Below are 25,156 nucleotides of genomic sequence, written 5' to 3' on the forward strand. Positions count from 1 at the left end.
TTGCAGGAGGCACCGTAATTTATGTCGTCATTTGACTATATCAAGACCGCGATCCGCCAGAAGGGCTGCACATTGCAGCAGGTGGCGGAAGCCAGCGGTATGACCAAGGGCTATTTAAGCCAGCTGCTGAATGCCAAAATCAAAAGCCCCAGCGCGCAGAAGCTGGAAGCGCTGCATCGCTTTCTGGGGCTTGAGTTTCCGCGCATGCAAAAGAACATCGGCGTGGTATTCGGCAAGTTTTACCCGCTGCATACCGGGCATGTCTACCTGATCCAGCGCGCCTGTAGCCAGGTGGACGAACTGCATATCATCATGGGCTACGATGACACGCGCGACCGCGAGCTGTTCGAAGCCAGCGCCATGTCCCAGCAGCCGACCGTCTCTGACCGCCTGCGCTGGCTCTTGCAGACCTTCAAGTATCAGAAAAATATTCGTATTCATGCCTTTAATGAAGAGGGCATGGAACCTTATCCCCACGGCTGGGACGTGTGGAGCAACGGCATAAAAGCCTTTATGGAAGAGAAAGGGATCCAGCCTAACTGGATCTACACTTCTGAAGAGTCCGATGCCCTGCAATACCCTGAACATCTGGGAACGGAAACGGTGCTGATTGACCCTAAACGCACCTTTATGAACATCAGCGGGGCGCAGATCCGCGAAAACCCGTTCCGCTACTGGGAATACATCCCGACGGAAGTGAAGCCGTTCTTTGTGCGTACCGTGGCGATCCTCGGCGGCGAGTCCAGCGGTAAATCGACGCTGGTTAACAAGCTGGCGAACATCTTCAACACCACCAGCGCCTGGGAGTATGGCCGGGATTATGTCTTCTCGCACCTCGGCGGGGATGAGATGGCGCTCCAGTATTCCGACTACGACAAGATTGCGCTGGGCCATGCCCAGTACATTGATTTCGCGGTCAAATACGCCAATAAAGTGGCCTTTGTCGATACCGACTTCGTCACTACTCAGGCGTTCTGTAAAAAGTACGAAGGGCGCGAGCACCCCTTTGTGCAGGCGCTGATCGACGAGTACCGCTTTGACCTGGTGATCCTGCTGGAGAACAACACTCCGTGGGTGGCGGACGGGATGCGCAGCCTGGGCAGCTCAGTGGATCGCAGAGAGTTCCAGACCATGCTGGTTGAGATGCTGGAAGCGAACAATATCGACTTTGTGCATGTGGAAGAGGCGGATTATGACGGCCGCTTCCTGCGCTGCGTGGAGCTGGTGAAAGAGATGATGGGGGAGAAGGGTTAGGCCCTCGTGCGGCCTGATGCCCTCACCCTGGCCCTCTCCCACCGGGAGAGGGTACAAATACTAAAAACGGCAACCGAGGTTGCCGTTTTGCATTTTATTTCGAGATACGCTTGTACTTGATACGCTTCGGCTCCAGCGCGTCGGCGCCCAGCGTGCGTTTCTTGTACTCTTCGTACTCGGTGAAGTTACCTTCGAAGAACTCCACTTTACCTTCATCCTGGTAATCCAGAATGTGGGTCGCGATACGGTCGAGGAACCAACGGTCGTGGGAGATAACCATTGCGCAGCCCGGGAACTCCAGCATGGCGTTTTCCAGCGCACGCAGGGTTTCGATGTCCAGGTCGTTGGTCGGTTCATCGAGCAGCAACACGTTACCGCCAACCTGCAGCAGTTTGGCCAGATGCAGACGACCACGCTCACCACCGGACAGTTCGCCCACGCGTTTACCCTGATCAACACCCTTGAAGTTGAAGCGACCCACGTAGGCGCGGCTTGGCATCTCGGTGTTGCCGATACGCATGATATCCTGCCCGCCGGAGACTTCTTCCCACACGGTTTTGCTGTTATCCATCGCATCACGGAACTGGTCAACGGAGGCCAGCTTCACGGTTTCACCCAGGGTGATGGTGCCGCTGTCAGGGGCTTCCTGACCGGACATCATACGGAACAGCGTCGATTTACCCGCGCCGTTCGGACCGATGATGCCCACGATTGCGCCTTTCGGTACCGAGAAGCTCAGATCGTCGATCAGCACGCGGTCGCCGTAGGATTTACGCAGGTTGCTGACTTCCACCACTTTGTCACCCAGACGGGCTCCAGGTGGAATAAACAGTTCGTTGGTTTCGTTACGCTTCTGGTATTCGGCGTTGTTCAGCTCTTCAAAGCGTGCCAGACGGGCTTTGCCCTTAGACTGACGGCCTTTCGCGCCCTGACGAACCCACTCCAACTCTTTCTCAATCGACTTACGACGCGCCGCTTCCTGAGAAGCTTCCTGCGCCAGACGCTGATCTTTCTGCTCCAGCCAGGAGGAGTAGTTGCCTTCCCACGGAATACCTTCCCCGCGGTCCAGCTCGAGGATCCAGCCCGCGACGTTATCGAGGAAGTAACGGTCGTGGGTGATCGCCACTACGGTGCCTTCGAAGTCGTGCAGGAAGCGTTCCAGCCAGGCAACGGATTCCGCATCCAGGTGGTTCGTCGGTTCGTCGAGCAGCAGCATGTCTGGCTTTTCCAGCAGCAGACGGCACAGCGCGACGCGGCGGCGTTCACCCCCGGACAGTTTTTCAATTTTGGCATCCCAGTCTGGCAGACGCAGGGCATCGGCCGCGCGCTCCAGCTGCACGTTCAGGTTGTGACCGTCGTGTGCCTGGATGATCTCTTCAAACTTGCCCTGCTGAGCCGCGAGCTTGTCGAAGTCAGCGTCCGGCTCAGCGTACTTCGCGTACACCTCATCCAGACCTTTCAGTGCGTTAACCACTTCGGCAACGGCTTCTTCGACGGACTCGCGAACGGTGTGCTCCGGATTCAGCTTCGGTTCCTGCGGCAGGTAACCGATTTTAAGGCCAGGCTGTGGACGGGCTTCACCTTCGATGTCTGTATCGATGCCCGCCATGATGCGCAGCAAGGTGGACTTACCGGCACCGTTGAGACCCAGAACACCGATTTTTGCGCCCGGGAAGAAGCTCAGCGAGATATTTTTAAGAATATGACGTTTCGGCGGGACCACTTTGCCGACACGATGCATGGTATAAACGAATTGAGCCACGTTGGACTTCGCCTCTTTTATCGTGATGAGAATAGTGGCGAAGTGTAGCCTTTTTCCCTGCCTAATCCCAGCCATCGACGCCGGGAGTGTTAAAGCGCGCAAGAAAGGTAAAAATGTGTCCATGACGTGGCGCGTTAAGCGATGCCTGGTTAGCATAAGTTAATTACGCTTTTGCGCGGCAAGACGCTGCATTTAACGACGATTAACAGAGGACGAGCGTGTGGTAAAAGCCAAACAGGTGGCCTGGCAAGTGCTGGCTGCCAGCGTATGCGTGCTGACCATCAGCAGCGCGGCGCGAGCCGATTCACTGGATGAACAACGTAACCGCTATGCCCAGATCAAACAGGCATGGGATCAGCGGCAGATGGAGACGGTGCAGGCCCTGATGCCGACGCTGAAAGACTATCCGCTGTATCCGTATCTGGAATACCGTCAGCTGACTGACGATCTGATGAACCAGCCGACCGTCACCGTCAAAAACTTTATTCAGGCCAATCCGACGCTGCCGCCCGCGCGTACCTTGCAGTCGCGCTTTGTGAATGAGCTGGCGCGTCGTGAAGACTGGCGTGGTCTGCTGGCCTTTAGCCCGGATAAGCCTGGCACCACCGAAGCACAGTGCAACTACTACTACGCGAAGTGGGCGACGGGTCAGCAGGAAGAGGCCTGGAACGGTGCCAAAGAGCTGTGGCTGACCGGCAAAAGCCAGCCGAACGCCTGCGACTCGCTGTTTGGCGCCTGGCGCGCGTCCGGCAAGCAGGATCCGCTGGCCTATCTCGAGCGCATCCGTCTGGCGATGAAAGCGGGTAATACCCGTCTGGTGACCACCCTCGCCGGGCAGATGCCGCCGGAGTACCAGACCATCTCCAGCGCCCTGATTCAACTGGCGAACGATCCGAAGACGGTGATGGATTTTGCCCGCAACACCGGCGCTACCGATTTTACCCGTCAGATGGCGGCAGTGGCCTTTACCAGCGTGGCGCGGGATGACGTGGAAAACGCCCGGCTGATGATCCCATCCCTGGCCCAGGCACAGCAGCTGAATGACGATCAGACCCAGGAGCTGCGCGATATCGTGGCGTGGCGTCTGATGGGCAATGACCTCACCGACGAGCAGGCACGCTGGCGCGATGATGCCATCATGCGCTCAAACTCCACGTCGCTGGTGGAGCGCCGGGTGCGGATGGCGCTGGGCAACGGCGATCGCCGCGGCCTGAACACCTGGCTGGCACGTCTGCCGATGGAAGCCAAAGAGAAAGACGAATGGCGCTACTGGCAGGCCGATCTCCTGCTGGAACGGGGACGAGAGGACGAGGCCAAATCGATCCTGCACGCCCTGATGCAGCAGCGTGGTTTCTATCCGATGGCGGCGGCTCAGCGCCTTGGCGAAGAGTACAGCCTTAAGATTGATAAAGCCCCGGCTGGCGTCAATGCGGCGCTGGTGAACGGGCCGGAGATGGCGCGGGTGCGTGAGCTGATGTACTGGAATCTGGATAACACCGCCCGCAGTGAATGGGCGAATCTGGTTACCAGCCGCACCGTAGATGAGAAAGCCCAGCTGGCGCGCTATGCCTTTGATAACCGCTGGTGGGATCTGAGCGTGCAGGCGACGATCGCCGGCAAGCTGTGGGATCATCTCGAAGAGCGTTTCCCGCTGGCCTATAACGATCTGTTCAAGCGCTACACCAGCGGGAAAGAGATTCCGCAGAGCTATGCGATGGCGATTGCCCGTCAGGAGAGCGCCTGGAACCCGAAAGTGCGCTCACCGGTGGGGGCCAGCGGTCTGATGCAGGTGATGCCGGCCACCGCCGCCCATACGGTGAAGAAGTTTTCTATTCCAGGCTACAGCAGCCCATCGCAGCTGCTGGATCCGGAGACCAACATCAACATCGGCACCACCTATCTGCAAAGCGTCTACGACCAGTTCGGTAATAACCGTATCTTCGCCTCGGCGGCCTATAACGCTGGTCCAGGGCGGGTGCGCACCTGGCTTGGCAACAGCGCCGGACGCATCGACGCGGTGGCCTTTGTCGAGAGCATTCCGTTCTCGGAAACCCGCGGCTATGTGAAGAACGTGCTGGCGTATGATGCTTACTATCGCTACTTCATGGGAGAGAAAGATGCCCTGATGAGCGACAGTGAGTGGCAGCGACGTTACTGATCGGTGTGGGTTATGTTATGCTTGTACTCGTTTAAGAGTACAACAGGCGGCATAACATGACCCAGCATTCCCCCTATTCATCGGCGATGGCCGAACAACGTCATCAGGAGTGGCTTCGTTTTGTGGAGCTGCTTCGTGCATCTTATGACCAGGATTTGCATCTGCCGCTGCTGCAGCTGATGCTCACCCCCGACGAGCGCGAGGCGCTGGGTACGCGGGTGCGGATCATCGAGGAGTTACTCCGCGGTGAGATGAGCCAGCGCGAACTGAAAAGCGAGCTGGGGGCAGGGATAGCGACTATCACCCGCGGATCGAACAGCCTGAAATCGGCGCCGGTTGAACTGCGCCACTGGCTCGAACAGGTATTGCTTGAGGGCAAACCGTAGGCCGGATAAGGCGCAGTCGCCATCCGGCAATTAACGGTAAATCGCGTTATGAAACGGGCTTAACGCCAGAATCACCGCCTGATGGTAAACGCTTGAGCGCGTCAGTGCCCCGGCGGTAAAGACGCCAATCGCCCCCTCTTTGCGACCAATCTCATCAATGCCCGTGTAGTGTGACATCACCGGGCCCAGCGCTTCACCTGCCCGCACTTTATCCAGGATCACTTCCGGCAGCGGCAGGGTGGCCGAGCGTGCCTCACCGCGCTGGTCGCGGCTCTCGATAACCACCCAGCTAAAGGTGGCCCCTTCGTCAATACCGGCTTCAATCGCTACCCAAAAGTCCGCATCAGGACAGGCGGCCCTGGCGTTAGCCACGCGGTTTCGTGCGCCAGCGCGCGTTTCCTCGCTGCCGAATGGTTGTTCCGGGACGCCGCTCTCGACGCTGACAGAGGCAATATGGCAGGATCCTTCGCCGAAGATCTCGTCAAATGCCCTTAGAATTGCCTGAATTTTGGCAGGATTAGTGGTAGCAGAGACAACCTGGTGCATAATTAAGCCTAACTCTAAAAATATCATCGCAGTATAACGGAAAAAAAGCATGTTACAGGTATACCTTGTTCGCCACGGTGAAACGCAGTGGAACGCCGAGCGACGTATTCAAGGCCAGTCAGACAGTCCACTCACGGCCAAGGGTGAGGAACAGGCCCGGCAGGTTGGCGAACGCGCCAGAACACTGGGCATCACTCACATCATCGCCAGCGATTTAGGTCGCACGCGGCGCACAGCAGAGATCATCGCGCAGGCCTGCGGCTGCGATGTCACTGTGGATGCCCGCCTGCGCGAGCTGGACATGGGGGTGCTGGAGAAGCGGCTTATCGATACCCTGACCGAAGAGGAAGAGGCATGGCGTCGTACGCTGGTTAACGGCTCTGAAGATGGCCGCATACCGGAAGGCGAATCGATGCTGGAGCTGAGCGAGCGTATGCACGCGGCGCTGGCGACCTGTCTGGAGCTGCCTGAGGGCAGTCGACCGCTGCTGGTAAGTCACGGTATGGCGCTGGGTTGCCTGGTCAGTACCATCCTCGGACTGCCGGCATGGGCTGAGCGTCGCCTGCGTCTGCGTAACTGCTCGCTTTCCCGCATCGATTATCAGCAGAGTCCGTGGCTGGCGTCAGGCTGGATTGTGGAAATGGCAGGGGATATCTCGCATCTCGATGCCCCTGCGTTAGATGAGCTACAGCGTTAACGGCGAACCGGAATCAGGTATTCGCAGCGCAAATCGATTGGGCGTTCATCCGGTTTAACATCCGTTGACGGATAGTAACGCTCAATATCCTGACCCTTTCTGCGATTCAGGTTCAGCATCGGCATGCAGGTACCGTACACCGTCATGATGAAGTCCTGTACGCCGGTGCCCAGCCCTTCATAGGTGAACATCACGTATTCACCCCCTTCCACGACCACCGGTTTTGAGCCCTGGATATAGCCGTTAGCCATCTCAGGCGTTAACGCCGTGGTGTAGAAGACCTCCTGCTCGTCATCTTTTTCCAGACTTGGACGCGTCTCGTTCAGGCCATACAGCAGCGGCGGAATGGCCGGGGCGTGGCTGAGGAAATCACGCCAGAACTGGACCCGCATCTGGTGACGGAACTCGGAGATCTGCTCCAGCGAGCAAGAGTAGCTTTGGGTGGTGCCGATCAGGTGGGTTTCCGGCAGGGTGACCATCTCGTGCTTCGGCATCTCGAATTCGCCCAGACGCAGCGGCGGGCGCATCCCGAATGAACTCCAGTCCGGCGAGCGACGATAGAGCGCAGGGGTCAACGAGAACTGTTTTTTGAACGCGCGGGTAAAGGTCTGCTGCGAATCAAAACGATACTGTAAGGCGATGTCCAGAATAGGACGCGCGGTCAGGCGAAGCGCCACGGCGGATTTGGAAAGTCGACGCGCGCGGATATAGGCGCCGATGGCGTGACCGGTGACATCCTTGAACATCCGTTGTAAATGCCACTTAGAATATCCCGCTTTTGCCGCCACATTATCGAGTGACAAAGGCTGGTCCAGATGGCCTTCCAGCCAGGTAAGAAGATCGCGAATAATTCCAGCCTGATCCATATACTATCCTCATCCTTAATACAGCAGACACCCTGCTAAACAGGTTAGCGGATAATAGCATTTTTTGATGTTTTAGCATTCAGTGTTTTTTTTGCGCTTAAATGCGCTTTGCCCGGCATTTCGGGGAGATATATTCTAATCCTGTGATCTGGCTACCTTTTTTCTCATCATTGTTGAATAATGACGCAATGTAATTTTCAAATATGGTAACAATATGAAATACAAGACATTGATCCTTACTACGCTGCTTTTATTAACCGGACATGCCGCGCAGGCAGAAGAAATTGGTTCCGTTGATACCGTATTTAAAGTTTTCGGGCCTGACCATAAAATCGTTGTTGAAGCCTTTGACGATCCCGAAGTGAAAAATGTGACCTGCTATATCAGCCGGGCCAAAACCGGCGGCATTAAAGGCGGACTGGGACTGGCGGAAGATACCTCCGATGCGGCGATCTCCTGCCAGCAGGTGGGGCCGGTTGAGCTGAGTGATAAGATTAAAAACGGCAAGTCGCAGGGCGAAGTGGTATTCCAGAAACGCACCTCGCTGGTGTTCAAAAAACTGCAGGTCGTGCGTTTCTATGATGCGAAGCGTAATACGCTGGCCTATCTGGCCTACTCGGATAAGGTCGTGGAGGGATCGCCGAAAAACGCCCTCAGCGCGGTGCCGATCATGCCGTGGCATTAAATCAGGACTATCCCATGCAGCAACCCGTGGTCTGGCTGGTTGAAGACGAAATCAGTATCGCTGATACGCTGATCTACATGCTCCAGCAGGAGGGCTTTGCGGTAAAGGCCTTCGAACGCGGCCTGCCCGTGCTGGAAGAAGCGCGTCGGCAGATCCCGGCGCTTGCCATTCTGGATGTCGGCCTGCCGGACATCAGCGGCTTTGAGCTGTGTCGCCAGCTGCTTGCGCAGCATCCCGCGCTGCCGGTGCTGTTCCTGACCGCCCGCAGCGATGAGGTGGATAAATTGCTCGGGCTGGAGATTGGCGCGGATGATTACGTCGCCAAACCTTTTTCACCCCGGGAAGTGTGCGCCCGGGTGCGAACCATTTTACGGCGCATGCAAAAATCCGCCGCGCCGTCCGATATCGTCCGTATCGGCGAGTTTGAACTGAATGAGCCCGCCGCCCGCATCAGCTGGTAAGGAGAGCCGCTGCCGCTGACGCGCTACGAGTTTCTGCTGCTCAAAACGCTGCTGAACGCGCCAGGCCGCGTCTATTCCCGTCAGCAGCTGATGGATAAAGTCTGGGGAGAGGAGGGCGATAGCTACGATCGCACCGTGGACACCCATATCAAAACCCTGCGTGCCAAGCTGCGGGCGGTGAATGACCAGCTTTCTCCCATCAGCACTCACCGCGGCATGGGCTACAGCCTGGGACTGTATTAATGCGCATTGGCATGCGGCTGTTGCTGGGGTACTTCCTGATTGTGGCTATCGCGGCATGGTTTGTGCTGTCGATCTTTGTCCAGGAGGTGAAGCCCGGCGTGCGCAGGGCCACGGAAGGGACGCTGATCGACACCGCCACGCTGCTGGCCGAAGTCGGACGCGAAGATCTGCTCTCGGGCGATGCGCAGCTGGGCAGGCTGGCGCAGGCTTTTTCGCAGCTTCATCAGCGACCTTTTCGCGCCAATATCGGCGGCATTCACAAAGTGCGTAACGAATATCATGTCTACATGACCGATGCCCGTGGCCGGGTGGTGTTTGATTCCGCCGGGCTGGCGGTGGGCCAGGATTACTCGCGCTGGAACGATGTCTGGCTGACCCTGCGCGGTGAATATGGCGCCCGCAGCACCCCGGGCAATCCGGACGATCCTGAGAGTACGGTGATGTACGTGGCCGCGCCGGTGGTCGATCAGGGCAGGATTATCGGCGTACTGTCGGTCGGCAAACCCAACAGCGCGATGGCCCCGGTCATCAAGCGCAGCGAGCGGCGGATCCTGTGGGCCGGTGGGGCGCTGCTGGGTATTGCGTTGCTGATTGGTCTGGCGGTGGCCTGGTGGATCAACCGCTCGATTCACACCCTGTCGCGCTATGCCGACTCGGTCAACAGCGATACCCCGCTGCCGTTGCCCGATCCGGGAAGCAGCGAACTGCGCAAGCTGGCGCAGGCCCTGGAGAATATGCGTATTCGCCTTGAGGGGAAAAATTACATTGAACACTATGTTCATGCCCTCACCCACGAGCTGAAAAGCCCGTTAGCCGCGATCCGCGGCGCGGCGGAGATTCTGGCAGAACAGCCGCCGCCCCAGGTAGCTGCCCGCTTTATCGACAATATTCTGGTGCAAAATGCGCGCATGCAGTCGCTGGTGGAAAAGCTTCTCGCTCAGGCCCGGCTGGAAAATCGGGTAGAGATCGTTCCGGTGAGTGTCAGCGTTGACGCGCTCTTTACGCGGCTTGCCGATGCGCGGGCGGTAACGCTCGCAGCGGAAAATATCACCCTGACCTGCCAGCGCACGCCGTGCTGCGTGGCGGGCGATCCCGACCTGCTTGAGCAGGCGCTGGGTAACTTGCTGGACAATGCGATCGACTTCACCCCGCAGGGTGGGGCGATCCAGCTTGCGGCCACGGAAGCCCACGGGCAGGTGAACATTACCGTGACCGACAGCGGCAGCGGGATCCCGGACTACGCCCTGGCGCGGATTTTTGAACGCTTCTATTCGCTCCCGCGGGAGAACGGGCTGAAAAGCAGCGGGCTCGGGCTGGCCTTTGTTCAGGAGGTGGCGCGTCTGCATCAGGGCAGTATTGATTTGCAGAATCGCTCCGCCGGCGGCGTGACGGCTACGCTGACGCTTCACCGTCCCTTCACATAACTTCAAACTGGCCCCACATAGCGCAGTTAGGCTCTCCTCATCACAAAGGAGAGCCACTATGAAATCCCCCCTGTTCTGGAAAGTCAGCACCCTGTTGGGGTGCATCCTGCTGTTACTCGTCCCGCTGTTTATGGTGGGTAATCTGATTTCGGAGCGCGAGAGCTATCGCAACGAGGTCGAAAACACCCTGCGCCAAAGTACCAGTGGTCCACAGCAGCTGGTTGGCCCGCTTGTCGCCATTCCGGTGACGGAAACTTACTTCAAGGCTGAGGAGGGAAAGCAGGTTGAATATAAGAAGCGCTACATGCACTTCATCCTGCCGGAGTCGCTGCAGGTCAACGGTAATCAGCACGTTGAGTCGCGAAGCATCGGGATTTATGACGGGCAGATCTGGAATACTGAGCTAAAAATCAGCGCCCGATTTACGCTTGATGAACTGGATCAGCTGAAGGGTGAAACCATGACCCTCGGGAAACCCTTTATCGTGGTCGGCGTCGGGGATGCGCGAGGTATTGGCGCGGTCAGCGTTTCAAAAATCAATGGTGAGACGTTAAGCATCGAGCCGGGGGCGGGGGTTTACGGGGCGTTATCTGGCATTCACATGCCGCTAAGTGATAAAGCCCTCGAGTCTAAAAGCTTCCCGCTGGAGATGTCTCTGAACCTGACCGGTACCGGCAGCTTTGCGGTGGTTCCGGTGGGACGTAATAGCGCCATGACCCTCAACAGCAACTGGCCGCATCCGGGGTTTATGGGCAATTACCTACCGGTTAAACATCAGATTAGCGATTCCGGTTTCCAGGCTAACTGGCAGAGCAGCTGGTTCGCCAATAATCTCGGAGGCTGGTTCAACGACAACGATGTTCCTGAATGGAGTGCGATTCCGGCCTTTAGCGTCACGGTCGCGACCCCTGCGGATCAGTATCAGCTCACGGATCGCGCAATTAAGTACGCCATTCTGCTGATTGCCCTGACCTTTATGGCCTTCTTTGTCTTCGAAACCCTGACCGGGCTGCGCCTGCACCCGATGCAGTATCTGCTGGTCGGGCTGTCGCTGGTGCTGTTCTATCTGGTACTGCTGGCGTTGTCTGAGCATGTAGGCTTTACGCCCGCCTGGATTATCGCCAGCCTGGTGGGGGCGGTCATGAACGGTATTTACCTGCAGGCGGTGCTGAAAAGCTGGAAACGCAGCGGCATGTTTGTGCTGGCGTTGCTGGGGCTGGACGTGGTGATGTGGTTCCTGCTGCGATCGGAGGACAGTGCGCTGCTGCTGGGGTCGGCCGTACTGGCGCTGGCGCTATTTGCGGTGATGTATCTGACTCGTCACTTTGACTGGTACTCGCTTTCACAGCCAAAGCGTCCGCAGCCACCGGCGGAACCGGATACAGAGGCGATGCGGTTATGGAAATAAAAAAACGGCGCGAAAGCGCCGTTTTTTATGGCCGATGTGCAGGGTTACTCCTGCAGGTCACCGCAGAAACGATAGCCTTCACCATGGATGGTGGCGATGATTTCCGGGGTATCCGGCGTGGATTCGAAGTGTTTACGAATACGGCGGATGGTGACATCAACGGTACGGTCGTGCGGCTTCAGCTCACGGCCGGTCATTTTTTTCAGCAGTTCTGCACGGGACTGGATCTTGCCCGGGTTTTCGCAGAAGTGCAGCATGGCGCGGAATTCACTGCGCGGCAGTTTGTACTGGTCACCCTGTGGGCTCACCAGGGAACGGCTATTAATATCAAGTTCCCAGCCGTTAAATTTGTAGCTGTCTACGCTACGACGCTCTTCGCTGACCGTGCCCAGATTCATGGTACGGGACAGCAGATTGCGGGCACGAATGGTTAACTCGCGAGGGTTAAACGGTTTGGTGATGTAGTCATCCGCACCGATTTCCAGGCCAAGAATTTTATCAACTTCATTGTCGCGGCCGGTCAGGAACATTAACGCAACGTTCGCCTGCTCACGCAGTTCGCGCGCCAGCAGAAGGCCGTTTTTACCCGGCAGGTTAATGTCCATGATGACCAGGTTGATATCATTTTCAGAAAGGATCTGATGCATCTCTGCGCCATCGGTCGCTTCAAAGACATCGTAGCCTTCTGCTTCGAAAATGCTCTTTAACGTGTTGCGTGTTACCAACTCGTCTTCAACGATAAGAATGTGCGGGGTCTGCATGTTTGCTACCTAAATTGCCAACTAAATCGAAACAGGAAGTACAAAAGTCCCTGACCTGCCTGATACATGTCACAAATTAACATGACCGGCGTAACGTGACTAAAGTACGTAATTGCGTTCTTGATGCACTTTCCATCAACGTCAACAACATCATTAGCTTGGTCGTGGGTACTTTCCCTCTGGACCCGACAGTGTCAAAAACGGCTGTCATCCTAACCATTTTAACAGCAACATAACAGGTTAAGAGACGCCGGACACCCAATAAAACTACGCTTCGTTGACATATATCAAATTCAATTGTAGCACGTTAACAGTTTGATGAAATCATCGTAGCTGTTTGCTAGCCTTTGTCACATTTTTTCAATAAACCAACCAGTTGCGTTCATTGATTAATAAACAAGGCGAATCCAATGTCAACACCCGGCACAGGAATGCAATATCATTATTAAACATGGGGATAAGTGCTATTCTTTAACATTATCGCGTAAAGTTCATTCCTGAAATAGTTTAGCGATTTTAATTTGTAGTGAAACGCTATTTCGGTGATTTGTGTTGCAATTTTGTAAATTCGTGCTGCGTAATATGATGATGTCCATCACATTTTTATCGGCTAACTGCCTAAAAAGAGAGCATAAATGCATTTGTCAATCGTACTGGTATCCCCCGCAAGAGCAGAAAACATCGGTGCCGCTGCACGCGCCATGAAGACCATGGGGTTTACTGATTTACGTATCGTTGCCAGTGACGCCCATAACGATCCGGCGGCGCGGCGTGTGGCGCACGGTTCGGGAGATATTCTCGATAATTTAACCACTTATGAAACGCTGGCGGACGCGCTGCACGATATTTCGTTTACGGTCGCCACCACGGCCCGCGGCCGTTCGAAGTTCCATTACTACGCCACGCCGGCTGAGCTGGTGCCGCTGATGGCAGAGAAAAGTCAGTGGATGCCGAAAATGGCGCTGGTGTTTGGCCGCGAAGATTCCGGCCTGACCAACGACGAACTGGCCCTGGCGGATGTGTTGACCGGCGTGCCGATGGTGGCGGATTACCCGTCGCTGAATTTAGGCCAGGCGGTAATGGTCTATTGCTATCAATTAGCCTCTCTGATGCAAATGCCGGTTGCCCCGGCGGCGGAGGTAGATGAAAACCAGCTTGCCGCGTTACGTGCGCGCACCGATCGTTTGCTGACGACGTTGGATGTCGCTGACGACCAAAAAATGGTGGAGTGGCTACAGCAGCGGTTGGGTCTGTTAGCGCAGCGAGACACGGCAATGTTGCACCGATTGCTGCACGATATCGAAAAAAAGCTGGCAGAGTAAACGTCTGTCATAAATTTTTATTATGGTTAAATATTCCAGGATATGGATTGCAGGCGGCCCGATCCGGGCAGAAATAAAATCTCAGACAGTGAGACTTGACAGGGTCGGGAAAGGCGCTTAAATCAGAAATTCGTTGACTTAGCGGCACGTATGCTTTAACCAATATAGGTAGACAGCACAGACAGATAATAATGACAGAGTACACAACATCCATGAAACGCATCAGCATCACCACCATTACCACAACCATCATCATTACCACAGGTAACGGTGCGGGCTGACGCGTACAGGAAAGAAAGAAAAAAGCCCGCACCTGAACAGTGCGGGCTTTTTTTTCGGCTAAAGATTACGAGGTAACAACCATGCGAGTGTTGAAGTTCGGCGGTACATCAGTGGCAAATGCAGAACGATTTCTGCGTGTTGCCGACATCCTGGAGAGCAATGCCAGGCAGGGGCAGGTGGCGACGGTACTCTCTGCCCCGGCTAAAATTACCAACCACCTGGTGGCGATGATTGAAAAAACCATCGGGGGTCAGGATGCACTGGTGAACATCAGCGACGCAGAGCAGATATTTGCTAACCTGCTGCAGGGCCTGGCGGATGCCCAGCCTGGTTTTCCGCATGCCCAGCTGAAAGCTTTTGTTGAACAAGAGTTTGCCCAGATTAAACACGTCTTGCATGGTATCAGCCTGTTGGGGCAGTGCCCGGACAGCATTAACGCGGCGCTGATCTGCCGCGGTGAAAAACTCTCCATCGCCATCATGGCGGGTCTGCTGGAAGCGCGTGGCCATAACGTCACGGTGATCGATCCCGTCGAAAAACTGCTCGCTGTTGGCCACTACCTCGAATCTACCGTAGATATTGCCGAATCTACCCGTCGCATTGCGGCAGGCAAAATTCCTGCTGACCATATGATCCTGATGGCGGGCTTCACCGCCGGGAATGAAAAAGGGGAGCTGGTGGTGTTGGGCCGTAACGGCTCCGACTACTCTGCCGCCGTGCTGGCCGCCTGTCTGCGCGCCGACTGCTGCGAAATCTGGACCGACGTCGATGGCGTTTATACTTGCGACCCGCGTCAGGTGCCGGATGCCCGCCTGCTGAAGTCGATGTCTTATCAGGAGGCGATGGAGCTCTCCTACTTCGGCGCTAAAGTCCTGCACCCTCGCACCATTGCCCCTATCGCCCAGTTCCAGATCCCCTGCCTGATTAAAAATACCGGCAATCCGCAGGCGCCAGGCACGCTGATTGGTGCCAGCAATGACGACGATGGCCTGCCGGTTAAAGGCATCTCCAATCTTAACAACATGGCGATGTTCAACGTCTCCGGCCCGGGCATGAAAGGCATGGTGGGGATGGCGGCACGCGTGTTCGCCGCCATGTCACGCAACGGTATTTCGGTGGTGTTGATCACTCAGTCCTCCTCCGAATACAGCATCAGCTTCTGCGTTCCGCAGGTGGACTGCCTGCGTGCCCGCCGGGCGCTGGAAGAAGAGTTCTATCTCGAGCTGAAAGAAGAGCTACTGGAGCCGATGGCTATCCAGGAGCATCTGGCGATCATCTCCGTGGTCGGGGACGGCATGCGCACGCTGCGCGGCATCTCGGCGAAATTCTTTGCGGCGCTGGCGCGGGCGAACATCAATATTGTCGCCATCGCCCAGGGCTCGTCAGAGCGCTCCATCTCCGTGGTGGTGAATAACGACGACGCCACCACTGGCGTGCGCGTCACCCATCAGATGTTGTTCAACACCGATCAGGTGATTGAAGTGTTCCTGATTGGCGTCGGCGGCGTGGGTGGGGCGTTGCTGGAGCAGCTCAAGCGTCAGCAGGAGTGGCTCAAGAAGAAGCATATCGATCTGCGCGTCTGCGGTATTGCGAACTCAAAAGCGCTGCTGACCAACGTTCACGGGCTGAGCCTGGAGAACTGGCAGGCAGAGCTGGCGGAGGCGAAAGAGCCGTTTAATCTCGGCCGCCTGATCCGTCTGGTGAAAGAGTACCATCTGCTGAACCCGGTGATTGTTGACTGTACGTCGCACCAGGCAGTAGCCGATCAGTACGCCGACTTCCTGCGCGAAGGCTTTCACGTGGTCACGCCGAACAAAAAGGCCAACACCTCGTCGATGGATTACTACCATCAGATGCGCCACGCGGCGGCGAAATCCCGCCGTAAGTTCCTTTACGACACCAACGTGGGCGCCGGGCTGCCGGTTATCGAAAACCTGCAAAACCTGCTTAATGCCGGGGATGAACTGCAGCGCTTCTCTGGCATCCTGTCGGGCTCCCTCTCTTTTATCTTCGGCAAGCTGGACGAAGGCATGAGCCTGTCGGAAGCGACCAACGTGGCGCGCGAGCTGGGCTACACCGAGCCCGATCCGCGTGACGACCTCTCCGGCACCGACGTGGCGCGTAAGCTGCTGATCCTCGCTCGCGAAACGGGCCGGGAGCTGGAGCTGTCGGATATCGTGATTGAACCGGTGCTGCCGGAAAGTTTTGACGACTCCGGGGATGTGGCGACCTTTATGTCCCGGCTGCCGCAGCTGGACGATGTCTTCGCGGCCCGGGTCGCAAAAGCCCGTGATGAAGGGAAGGTATTGCGCTATGTTGGCAACATTGAAGAAGACGGCGTCTGCCGGGTGAAGATGGCGGCGGTAGACGGTAACGATCCGCTGTACAAAGTGAAAAATGGTGAAAACGCCCTCGCGTTTTACAGCCACTATTATCAGCCACTGCCGTTGGTCCTTCGCGGCTATGGCGCAGGGAATGATGTGACGGCGGCGGGCGTGTTTGCCGATCTGCTGCGTACCCTGTCATGGAAGTTAGGAGTTTAACATGGTCAAAGTTTATGCCCCGGCTTCCAGCGCCAATATGAGCGTTGGGTTTGATGTGCTGGGCGCGGCGGTGACGCCGGTGGATGGTTCATCGCTGGGGGATACGGTTACGGTTGAGGCCGCGGACAGCTTCAGTCTGAGCAACGTCGGGCGTTTCGCCAGCAAGTTGCCGACCGATCCGCGTGAGAATATCGTTTATCAGTGCTGGGAGCGTTTTTGTCAGGAGATCGGCAAAAACGTGCCGGTCGCCATGACCCTCGAAAAAAGCATGCCGATCGGTTCCGGGCTGGGCTCCAGCGCCTGTTCGGTGGTGGCCGCGCTGGTGGCGATGAACGAACATTGCGGCAAACCGCTGAATAACACCCGCCTGCTGGCCTTGATGGGCGAGCTGGAAGGGCGCATCTCCGGCAGTATTCATTACGATAACGTCGCCCCCTGTTTCCTGGGCGGCATGCAGCTGATGATCGAAGAGAACGGCATCATCAGCCAGCAGGTGCCAGGCTTTGATGAGTGGCTGTGGGTGCTGGCCTATCCGGGCATCAAAGTGTCGACCGCGGAAGCGCGCGCCATCCTGCCGGCGCAGTACCGCCGTCAGGACTGCATTGCGCACGGTCGCCATCTGGCGGGCTTTATTCATGCCTGTTATACCCGTCAGCCGCTTCTGGCGGCAAAACTGATGAAAGATGTTATTGCCGAGCCATACCGCACCAGACTGCTGCCGGGCTTCAACGAAGCGCGCAGCGCGGCGCTGGATATCGGCGCCCTGGCCTGCGGCATTTCCGGTTCCGGTCCGACCCTGTTTGCCCTGTGCGACAAACCGGATACGGCGCAGCGGGTCGCAGAATGGCTGGGGAAAAATTACCTGCAAAATCAGGAAGGCTTTGTTCATATTTGCCGTCTGGATACGGCCGGCGCACGAGTACTGGGATAAACGATGAAACTCTACAATCTTAAAGATCATAACGAGCAGGTTAGCTTTGCACAGGCCGTCACGCAGGGGCTGGGTAAAAACCAGGGGCTGTTCTTCCCGCACGATCTGCCGGAATTTGGTCTGACCGAAATCGACGAGATGCTGAAACAGGATTTCGTCACCCGCAGCACCAAAATTCTCTCCGCCTTTATCGGGGATGAGATCCCGCAGGAGCTGCTGGAAGAGCGCGTCCGCGCGGCCTTTGCGTTCCCTGCGCCGGTAAGCCAGGTTGAGCCGGACGTGGGCTGCCTGGAGCTGTTCCATGGCCCGACGCTGGCATTTAAAGATTTCGGCGGCCGCTTTATGGCGCAGATGCTGACTCACATCAGCGGCGATAAGCCGGTCACCATCCTGACCGCCACCTCCGGCGATACCGGCGCGGCAGTGGCGCATGCCTTCTATGGCCTGAAAAACGTGCGCGTGGTGATCCTCTATCCGCAGGGAAAAATCAGCCCGCTGCAGGAAAAACTGTTCTGTACCCTCGGGGGCAACATTGAAACCGTCGCCATCGACGGGGACTTCGATGCCTGCCAGGCGCTGGTTAAGCAGGCCTTTGACGACGAAGAGCTGAAGGTCGCGCTGGGTCTGAACTCCGCCAACTCGATCAACATCAGCCGCCTGCTGGCGCAGATTTGCTACTACTTCGAAGCGGTAGCCCAGCTGCCGCAGGAAGCGCGCAACCAGCTGGTGATCTCGGTGCCGAGCGGTAACTTTGGCGATCTCACCGCTGGCCTGCTGGCGAAGTCTTTGGGCCTGCCGGTGAAACGCTTTATCGCCGCCACCAATGCCAACGACACGGTGCCGCGTTTCCTGAAAGAGGGCAAGTGGACGCCAAACACCACGCAGGCCACCCTGTCCAACGCCATGGATGTGTCACAGCCTAACAACTGGCCACGTGTGGAAGAGCTGTTCCGCCGTAAAATCTGGCGTCTCAATGAGCTGGGTTATGCTGCGGTGACCGACGACACCACCAGAGAGACCATGCGCGAGCTGAAGCAGGTGGGTTACACCTCCGAACCGCATGCGGCGGTGGCGTACCGCGCCCTGCGCGATCAGCTGAACCCGGGCGAGTACGGTCTGTTCCTCGGCACCGCGCATCCGGCGAAGTTCAAAGAGAGCGTGGACGAGATCCTCGGTGAATCGCTGCCGCTGCCAAAAGAGCTGGCCGAGCGTGCCGATCTGCCGCTGCTGTCCCACAGCCTGCCAGCCGATTTTGCCGAGCTGCGTAAGTTGATGATGACCCGCGGGTAAACAAAAGCACCATACCGTAGGCCGGGTAAGGCGAAGCCGCCACCCGGCTTTTTTATGGAGAAAATAAGGAGAAAAATAGCAGGGAAAAAGTAGAAATTCCCAATAAATGCGGTCACTTACAGAATAGGATTGCAGAGAATAACATCCTCCACGCCCCTCACGTAATCTCCTTACATCGGCCCACATCGGGCAAGAATAATAAGGAGTAACCTATGTCTAAACTGAAGCCTGCACTTATCGCACTTTCGCTGATGCTGGTGGCTCCGATGGCGGTTCAGGCCGCTGAAATCACCCTGGTACCGGCGGTTAAACTGCAGATTGGCGATCGGGATAATCGGGGTCACCACTGGGATGGCGGCCGCTGGCGTGACAATGACTGGTGGAAGTCCCACTACGAGTGGCGCGACAATCGCTGGCGTCCGCATGGCGAGCATCACGATAATCGCCACAACGATCGTCATGACGATCACCGTCATGGACCGGACTGGAAGCACCATTAAACTCACCCCGCCAACCGGCGGGGTTTTGCGTTACTGCTCGTGGCGTTTAAACACCAGCTCACCTTTCCCTGACGCTTCCTCGTCAAAGAGATAGCCTTCGCTGTCGAATGCCGTCAGCTGCTCTGGCTTCGTCAGACGGTTTTCAATGATGTAGCGGCTCATCAGCCCGCGCGCTTTTTTGGCGTAAAAGCTGATCACTTTGAACTTACCGTTCTTCTCGTCGAGGAACACCGGCTTGATGATTTCCGCATCCAGCTTTCTCGGTTTGACCGATTTGTAGTACTCATCCGACGCCAGGTTGATCAGGATATTGTCACCCTGCGCCTTCAGCGCATCGTTCAGCGTGTCGGTGATGGTCTCGCCCCAGAATTGATACAGATCTTTGCCTTTTGCATTCTCCAGGCGAATGCCCATCTCCAGACGATAAGGTTGCATCAGATCCAGCGGGCGCAGCACGCCATACAGCCCGGAGAGCATGCGTAAATGCTGTTGGGCAAAATCAAAGTCAGCTTCGCTGAACGTTTCTGCCTGCAGGCCGGTATAGACGTCGCCTTTAAAGGCCAGAATCGCCTGGCGGGCATTGGATGGCGTGAAATCCGGCTGCCAGTCGTGAAAGCGGGTGGCATTAAGATCCGCCAGCTTGTCGCTGATGCTCATCAGGCTGGCAATTTGCGGCGCTGAAAGCTTGCGCGCCTCGCGGATCAGCTGTTGCGAATGATCCAGCAGTTCAGGCTGGGTATAACGCTCGGTGGCGAGTGGGCTCTGGTAGTCGAGCGTTTTAGCAGGTGAAATCAGAATCAGCATATCCAGTCCTTGCAGGAGATTTGGTGCGATTTTAACAAAAAAACCGCCTCGATTGATCGATGGCTGTTATTGACGCGGCAAATCGTCCCAGGCGCCGGGTGCCAGTTGCGCTGCAATCTCGGGATAACGTGAGGCATCAAAAACCGGCTGGACCCCCAGCTTCCGCTGGCGCAGATAATCCCGGGCGATCACGTTGATCACCGGAGAGAGCAGCAGGATCGCCGTCAGGTTAGTGATCGCCATCAGCGCCATAACGATATCCGCCAGCTGCCAGACCACTGGCAGGCTTAACAGAGAGCCGAGCAGCACCATCAGCACCACGCCGCCCCGTAGCAGCCAGCGGGATTTCCGGGCATCGGGATGCAAAAAGATCAGATTGTTTTCGGCATAGATGTAGTTCACCACGATGGAGCTGAAGGCGAACAATACGATGATAAAGGCCACGAAATCAGCGCCCCAGCCTCCGGTCAGATTGATCAGTGCCTGCTGCACCAGCTGCACGCCGTCGGTATTAGCCGGTAGATCCACCGGGCCTGCCAGCAGCACGATCATCGCGCTGGCGGTGCAGATGATGATGGTATCAACGAAGACGCCAATCATCTGCACGATGCCTTGCGAGGCCGGGTGAGGGGGCCAGGAGGCAGCAGCCGCGGCGGCATTGGGGGTTGACCCCATGCCCGCTTCGTTGGAAAACATACCGCGCTGAAAACCGGCCGTCAGGGCCTGGCTCAGGGTATAACCCAGCGCACCGGCGGCGGCTTCGCGCCAGCCAAAGGCGCTTTTTACGATCAGGGTGAAGACCGCAGGGAGCTGGTCGGCATGCCAGGCGCAGACCACCATGCTGGCGATCACCCACAGCAGCGCCATCACCGGCACCATCCACTGCATCAGCCGGGCGACGCCTTTGATGCCGGTGAGGATCACCACTAAGGTGAACAGGGCCATCACGCCGCCGGTGATGATTTCCGGGAAGTCGAAGGCGAAACGCAGCGCGTGGGCAACCGAGTGGGCCTGAACGGTATTAAAGATCAGGCCGTAGGCGATGAGTAAGAAGAGAGAAAACAGCACGCCCATCCAGCGCATGCCAAGGCCGCGGGCCATATACCAGGCCGGGCCGCCGCGAAACTGCCCCTGCTTATCCGCTTCCTTATACAGCTGGGCCAGCGAGCATTCGGCAAAGGAGGTCGCCATGCCGATGATGGCGGTCATCCACATCCAGAAGATGGCCCCCGGGCCACCCGCCGAGATCGCCAGCGCCACCCCGGCTACGTTACCGCTGCCGACCCGGGCTGCCAGGCTGGTGCAGAGCGCCTGGAACGAGGTTAAGCCGCCCGGCTGGGGAGTCAGGCTATTTTTCAGATTATTGCGCAACTGAGGAATGGCGCGAAATTGAATAAATCCGCAACGAAAAGTGAACCAAATCCCTGCCGCAAACAGCAGGTAAATCATCACCGAACCCCACAAAATTTCATTAATAAACGACAGATAATCAGGCATTAACGTCCCTCTTGTTGATGCCAAAGTGAATAGGTAATCGCTACTAATGAGTGAGCAAACAGGTAATTAGCAGTCCGGAGTTTTGCCAAGTTTATCACAGTATCTTTCAGCGCATTGTCTGCGGTTGCGCTGACCTTCCGTCGTGTTATCATCAGGGCAGACCGGTTACATCCCCCTAACAAGTAAACCTGTCATTTTTCCGTTTCTGGCATCCCGCTGGTAACGCGAATTATCCAGGGCAAGTTAAAGAGAAACACTATCATGACGGATAAATTAACCTCCCTTCGTCAGTTCACGACTGTTGTCGCTGACACCGGAGATATCGCGGCAATGAAGTTGTACCAGCCGCAGGATGCCACAACGAACCCTTCTCTGATTCTGAACGCCGCACAGATCCCTGAATACCGCAAACTGATCGACGACGCCGTTGCCTGGGCGAAAAGCCAGAGCAGCTCCCGCGATCAGCAGGTTGTCGATGCGACGGATAAACTGGCTGTTAACATTGGTCTGGAAATTTTGAAGCTGGTTCCGGGCCGTATCTCGACTGAAGTCGATGCGCGTCTGTCCTACGACACCGAAGCGTCTATCGCCAAAGCCAAACGCCTGATCAAACTGTACAACGATGCTGGCATCAGCAACGACCGTATCCTGATCAAACTGGCTTCCACCTGGCAGGGCATCCGCGCTGCAGAACAGCTGGAAAAAGAAGGTATCAACTGTAACCTGACCCTGCTGTTCTCCTTTGCTCAGGCGCGTGCCTGTGCAGAAGCGGGCGTGTTCCTGATCTCTCCATTCGTGGGCCGTATTCTGGACTGGTACAAATCCAATACCGACAAGAAAGAGTACGCGGCGTCTGAAGATCCGGGCGTGGTTTCCGTTACCGAGATTTACGAGTACTACAAACAGCACGGCTATGAAACCGTGGTGATGGGTGCAAGCTTCCGTAACGTTGGCGAAATCCTGGAACTGGCTGGCTGTGACCGCCTGACCATCGCCCCTGCGCTGCTGAAAGAGCTGGCAGAAAGCGAAGGCGCGATCGAGCGTAAGCTGAGCTTCAGCGGCGAAGTGAAAGCCCGTCCTGAGCGCATCACTGAGTCCGAGTTCCTGTGGCAGCACAACCAGGATCCAATGGCCGTAGACAAACTGGCGGACGGTATCCGTAAGTTTGCTATCGACCAGGAAAAACTGGAAAAAATGATCGGCGAACTGCTGTAATCATTCCTGCGTGACCGGGCTCCCGGTCACGCTACTTCTCTTGTTCCCTGTCTGAATCCCCCTGCTGCGTGTATCATTCCTTCAATCTGTATTGTTTGAATGGAATAGATATGAATACCTTACGCATTGGCTTAGTTTCCGTCTCAGATCGCGCCTCCAGCGGTGTCTATGAAGATAAAGGCATCCCCGCGCTGGAAGCCTGGCTGGCTTCTGCCCTCACCACCCCTTTTGAAGTGCAAACCCGCTTGATCCCGGATGAACAGGCGATCATCGAACAAACCTTATGTGAGCTGGTTGATGAAATGAGCTGCCACCTGGTGCTGACCACGGGCGGAACAGGGCCGGCGCGTCGCGACGTGACGCCGGATGCGACCCTCGCCATCGCCGATCGTGAAATGCCGGGTTTTGGTGAACAGATGCGCCAGATCAGCCTGCACTTTGTGCCGACGGCGATCCTCTCCCGTCAGGTAGGCGTGATCCGCAAGCAGGCGCTGATCCTCAATTTGCCGGGCCAGCCGAAGTCGATTAAAGAGACGCTGGAAGGGGTGAAAGAGGCCGACGGGAAGGTGGTGGTGTCAGGTATCTTCGCGAGTGTACCTTATTGTGTACAGCTGCTTGAAGGGCCATATGTGGAAACCGACCCGCAGGTAGTAGCAGCTTTTCGCCCGAAAAGCGCGAGGCGTGAAACAATCTCCTGAAATTAACAATAATGTGACATATGCTGTAACGGTAGTAGCGTGCTAATTGATTTACGGTATAGTAATTTTTTCTTTACGATCACTGTAAATATAACTCAACAATTCAGCTCATAATGGTTCGCTATGTCACATTACAACCGGCCTCTCAATCGTCAGGATTATAAGACTCTCACCCTGGCCGCACTCGGCGGCGCGCTGGAGTTTTATGACTTCATCATCTTCGTCTTTTTCGCGGCTGTCGTCGGGGCGCTGTTCTTCCCGGCAGACATCCCCGAATGGCTGCGTCAGGTACAGACCTTTGGCATTTTTGCCGCCGGGTATCTGGCGCGTCCGCTGGGTGGCATCATCATGGCCCACTTCGGCGATCTGGTGGGACGCAAAAAGATGTTCACCCTCAGCATCCTGCTGATGGCCGTTCCGACCCTGGCGATCGGCCTGCTGCCGACCTATGCCTCGATGGGAATTATTGCCCCGGTATTGCTGCTGCTGATGCGCATCCTGCAGGGGGCGGCGATTGGCGGTGAAGTGCCGGGTGCCTGGGTGTTTGTGGCGGAACATGTGCCGGCCCGGCGGATTGGCATTGCCTGCGGTACGCTGACCGCAGGGCTGACGGTCGGCATTCTGCTGGGCTCCGTGGTGGCGACCCTGGTGAACACCAGCATGACTCAACAGGCAGTGCTCGACTGGGGCTGGCGTATTCCGTTCCTGCTGGGCGGTGCTTTTGGTCTGGTGGCGATGTATCTGCGTCGCTGGCTGCAGGAGACCCCGGTCTTCCTTGAGATGCAGCAACGCAAGGCGCTGGCGCAGGAGCTGCCGGTCAAAGCGGTAGTGGTGCGCCATAAAAAAGCGGTAGTGGTGTCGATGCTGCTCACCTGGCTGCTGTCGGCGGGGATTGTGGTAGTGATCCTGATGTCGCCGGTCTGGCTGCAAAAACAGTACGGCTTTGCCCCGGCGGTAACGCTGCAGGCCAATAGCATCGCGACTATCATGCTCTGCTTTGGCTGCCTGATTGCCGGGCTGGTGGTGGATCGTATCGGTTCCAGCCTGACCTTTATCATCGGTAGCCTGCTGCTGGCTGCATCAAGCTGGGCGTTCTATCACCTGGTGGGCAGCCATCCGGAGCAACTGTTCCTGCTGTACGGCGTGGTCGGGTTGTGCGTCGGGGTGGTGGGCGCCGTGCCTTACGTCATGGTCCGCGCCTTCCCACCGGAAGTACGCTTCACTGGGATCTCCTTCTCGTATAACGTCTCCTACGCCATCTTCGGTGGGCTGACGCCGATTGCTGTTACCCTGCTGATGGGCGTGTCGCCCATGGCACCCGCCTGGTACGTGCTGGCGCTCTCGCTAATGGGGCTGGTGTTAGGCCTCTGGCTGCGCCAGAAGCCCGTAGAAGTACCGGTCCTCGCCGGAGAATAACAAGGCC

Annotated in this window: 23 protein-coding genes, 1 pseudogene and 1 other annotated feature; of the genes and pseudogenes, 18 read left to right on the forward strand and 6 right to left on the reverse strand. The window is 56.7% G+C overall.

All coding sequences use genetic code 11. The features are described from left to right. The first annotated feature begins 21 nt into the window (after positions 1-21). Positions 22-1,254 (forward strand): multifunctional transcriptional regulator/nicotinamide-nucleotide adenylyltransferase/ribosylnicotinamide kinase NadR, encoded by a 1,233-nt coding sequence (nadR, locus tag SOM40_RS03210; RefSeq protein ID WP_106994159.1) that lies wholly within the window; start codon positions 22-24, stop codon positions 1,252-1,254. 94 nt (positions 1,255-1,348) lie between these two features. Here the strand turns inward: nadR and ettA are convergent, their stop codons facing one another. Continuing rightward, positions 1,349-3,016 carry an energy-dependent translational throttle protein EttA gene (gene ettA / locus SOM40_RS03215; RefSeq protein WP_106994160.1) on the reverse strand — a complete coding sequence of 556 codons (1,668 nt, stop codon included), beginning with the start codon at positions 3,014-3,016 and terminating at the stop codon, positions 1,349-1,351. Positions 3,017-3,236: 220 nt separating this feature from the next. On the opposite strand from ettA, the gene sltY reads away from it, so the two are divergent. Continuing rightward, the gene (gene sltY / locus SOM40_RS03220) at positions 3,237-5,174 is read left to right on the forward strand and encodes a murein transglycosylase (protein WP_320529954.1); all 1,938 of its coding nucleotides are present in this window, start codon (positions 3,237-3,239) and stop codon (positions 5,172-5,174) included. Between the two features lie 56 nt (positions 5,175-5,230). Next, the gene (gene trpR, locus SOM40_RS03225) at positions 5,231-5,560 is read left to right on the forward strand and encodes a trp operon repressor (RefSeq protein ID WP_106994162.1); all 330 of its coding nucleotides are present in this window, start codon (positions 5,231-5,233) and stop codon (positions 5,558-5,560) included. Positions 5,561-5,590: 30 nt separating this feature from the next. Here the strand turns inward: trpR and yjjX are convergent, their stop codons facing one another. Further along, positions 5,591-6,106 carry an inosine/xanthosine triphosphatase gene (yjjX, locus tag SOM40_RS03230; RefSeq protein ID WP_225759610.1) on the reverse strand — a complete coding sequence of 172 codons (516 nt, stop codon included), beginning with the start codon at positions 6,104-6,106 and terminating at the stop codon, positions 5,591-5,593. A gap of 49 nt (positions 6,107-6,155) precedes the next feature. On the opposite strand from yjjX, the gene gpmB reads away from it, so the two are divergent. Beyond that, a complete protein-coding gene (gene gpmB / locus SOM40_RS03235; RefSeq protein ID WP_225759609.1) occupies positions 6,156-6,803 on the forward strand; it encodes a 2,3-diphosphoglycerate-dependent phosphoglycerate mutase GpmB in 648 nt (215 codons plus the stop codon). On the opposite strand, the gene robA is transcribed toward gpmB, so the two are convergent. Next, entirely contained in the window at positions 6,800-7,669 is an 870-nt protein-coding gene (gene robA, locus SOM40_RS03240) for an MDR efflux pump AcrAB transcriptional activator RobA (protein WP_106994164.1), read from the reverse strand. The genes gpmB and robA overlap by 4 nt on opposite strands. A gap of 214 nt (positions 7,670-7,883) precedes the next feature. Between robA and creA the strand changes: the two genes are divergently transcribed. The 4 genes and pseudogenes from creA to creD all read left to right on the forward strand — a co-directional run bounded on the left by creA (position 7,884) and on the right by creD (position 11,890). Beyond that, positions 7,884-8,354 (forward strand): protein CreA, encoded by a 471-nt coding sequence (gene creA, locus SOM40_RS03245; protein WP_106994165.1) that lies wholly within the window; start codon positions 7,884-7,886, stop codon positions 8,352-8,354. A gap of 14 nt (positions 8,355-8,368) precedes the next feature. Then, positions 8,369-9,058: pseudogene (gene creB, locus SOM40_RS03250) on the forward strand (two-component system response regulator CreB). Continuing rightward, entirely contained in the window at positions 9,058-10,482 is a 1,425-nt protein-coding gene (creC, locus tag SOM40_RS03255) for a two-component system sensor histidine kinase CreC (RefSeq protein WP_320529955.1), read from the forward strand. Before creB ends, creC begins: the two are co-directional and overlap by 1 nt. 58 nt (positions 10,483-10,540) lie before the next feature. Then, positions 10,541-11,890: a cell envelope integrity protein CreD gene (gene creD, locus SOM40_RS03260; protein ID WP_261644731.1), complete on the forward strand. Its 1,350-nt coding sequence runs from the start codon at positions 10,541-10,543 to the stop codon at positions 11,888-11,890. A gap of 44 nt (positions 11,891-11,934) precedes the next feature. Here the strand turns inward: creD and arcA are convergent, their stop codons facing one another. After that, entirely contained in the window at positions 11,935-12,651 is a 717-nt protein-coding gene (gene arcA / locus SOM40_RS03265) for a two-component system response regulator ArcA (RefSeq protein WP_032616427.1), read from the reverse strand. A gap of 95 nt (positions 12,652-12,746) precedes the next feature. Here arcA and yjjY point away from each other — a divergent pair, with 95 nt between their 5' ends. The 7 genes from yjjY to SOM40_RS03300 all read left to right on the forward strand — a co-directional run bounded on the left by yjjY (position 12,747) and on the right by SOM40_RS03300 (position 19,519). Further along, positions 12,747-12,887 (forward strand): YjjY family protein, encoded by a 141-nt coding sequence (yjjY, locus tag SOM40_RS03270; RefSeq protein WP_001541509.1) that lies wholly within the window; start codon positions 12,747-12,749, stop codon positions 12,885-12,887. Positions 12,888-13,286: 399 nt separating this feature from the next. Continuing rightward, complete coding sequence (locus SOM40_RS03275) at positions 13,287-13,973, forward strand: tRNA/rRNA methyltransferase (protein WP_225759605.1); 687 nt, start codon at positions 13,287-13,289, stop codon at positions 13,971-13,973. 212 nt (positions 13,974-14,185) lie between these two features. Then, positions 14,186-14,254: a thr operon leader peptide gene (gene thrL / locus SOM40_RS03280; protein ID WP_103181027.1), complete on the forward strand. Its 69-nt coding sequence runs from the start codon at positions 14,186-14,188 to the stop codon at positions 14,252-14,254. Beyond that, positions 14,193-14,310 (forward strand) — a sequence feature (Thr leader region). It overlaps the preceding gene by 62 nt. A gap of 25 nt (positions 14,311-14,335) precedes the next feature. Beyond that, complete coding sequence (gene thrA / locus SOM40_RS03285; protein ID WP_320529956.1) at positions 14,336-16,798, forward strand: bifunctional aspartate kinase/homoserine dehydrogenase I; 2,463 nt, start codon at positions 14,336-14,338, stop codon at positions 16,796-16,798. Position 16,799: 1 nt separating this feature from the next. Continuing rightward, positions 16,800-17,729 carry a homoserine kinase gene (thrB, locus tag SOM40_RS03290; protein WP_106994171.1) on the forward strand — a complete coding sequence of 310 codons (930 nt, stop codon included), beginning with the start codon at positions 16,800-16,802 and terminating at the stop codon, positions 17,727-17,729. A 3-nt stretch (positions 17,730-17,732) separates the two neighbouring features. Then, positions 17,733-19,019, forward strand: a complete 1,287-nt coding sequence (gene thrC / locus SOM40_RS03295) for a threonine synthase (RefSeq protein WP_166181560.1) — start codon at positions 17,733-17,735, stop codon at positions 19,017-19,019. A 212-nt stretch (positions 19,020-19,231) separates the two neighbouring features. Beyond that, positions 19,232-19,519 carry a DUF2502 domain-containing protein gene (locus SOM40_RS03300; protein WP_106994173.1) on the forward strand — a complete coding sequence of 96 codons (288 nt, stop codon included), beginning with the start codon at positions 19,232-19,234 and terminating at the stop codon, positions 19,517-19,519. Between the two features lie 30 nt (positions 19,520-19,549). Here the strand turns inward: SOM40_RS03300 and yaaA are convergent, their stop codons facing one another. Both yaaA and SOM40_RS03310 read right to left on the reverse strand, forming a co-directional pair. After that, positions 19,550-20,323: a peroxide stress protein YaaA gene (gene yaaA / locus SOM40_RS03305; RefSeq protein WP_312078753.1), complete on the reverse strand. Its 774-nt coding sequence runs from the start codon at positions 20,321-20,323 to the stop codon at positions 19,550-19,552. A 66-nt stretch (positions 20,324-20,389) separates the two neighbouring features. After that, entirely contained in the window at positions 20,390-21,820 is a 1,431-nt protein-coding gene (locus SOM40_RS03310) for an alanine/glycine:cation symporter family protein (RefSeq protein ID WP_225759603.1), read from the reverse strand. Positions 21,821-22,081: 261 nt separating this feature from the next. On the opposite strand from SOM40_RS03310, the gene tal reads away from it, so the two are divergent. From tal to SOM40_RS03325, 3 genes are all read left to right on the forward strand, one after another. Beyond that, the gene (gene tal, locus SOM40_RS03315) at positions 22,082-23,035 is read left to right on the forward strand and encodes a transaldolase (RefSeq protein ID WP_106994176.1); all 954 of its coding nucleotides are present in this window, start codon (positions 22,082-22,084) and stop codon (positions 23,033-23,035) included. Positions 23,036-23,145: 110 nt separating this feature from the next. Then, the gene (gene mog, locus SOM40_RS03320) at positions 23,146-23,733 is read left to right on the forward strand and encodes a molybdopterin adenylyltransferase (RefSeq protein ID WP_106994177.1); all 588 of its coding nucleotides are present in this window, start codon (positions 23,146-23,148) and stop codon (positions 23,731-23,733) included. Positions 23,734-23,856: 123 nt separating this feature from the next. Next, positions 23,857-25,149 carry an MFS transporter gene (locus tag SOM40_RS03325; protein ID WP_320529957.1) on the forward strand — a complete coding sequence of 431 codons (1,293 nt, stop codon included), beginning with the start codon at positions 23,857-23,859 and terminating at the stop codon, positions 25,147-25,149. Positions 25,150-25,156 lie beyond the last annotated feature (7 nt).

It is taken from the genome of Leclercia sp. CFBP8987, assembly GCF_034044995.2.
GTDB classification, from domain to species: domain Bacteria; phylum Pseudomonadota; class Gammaproteobacteria; order Enterobacterales; family Enterobacteriaceae; genus Enterobacter; species Enterobacter tamurae.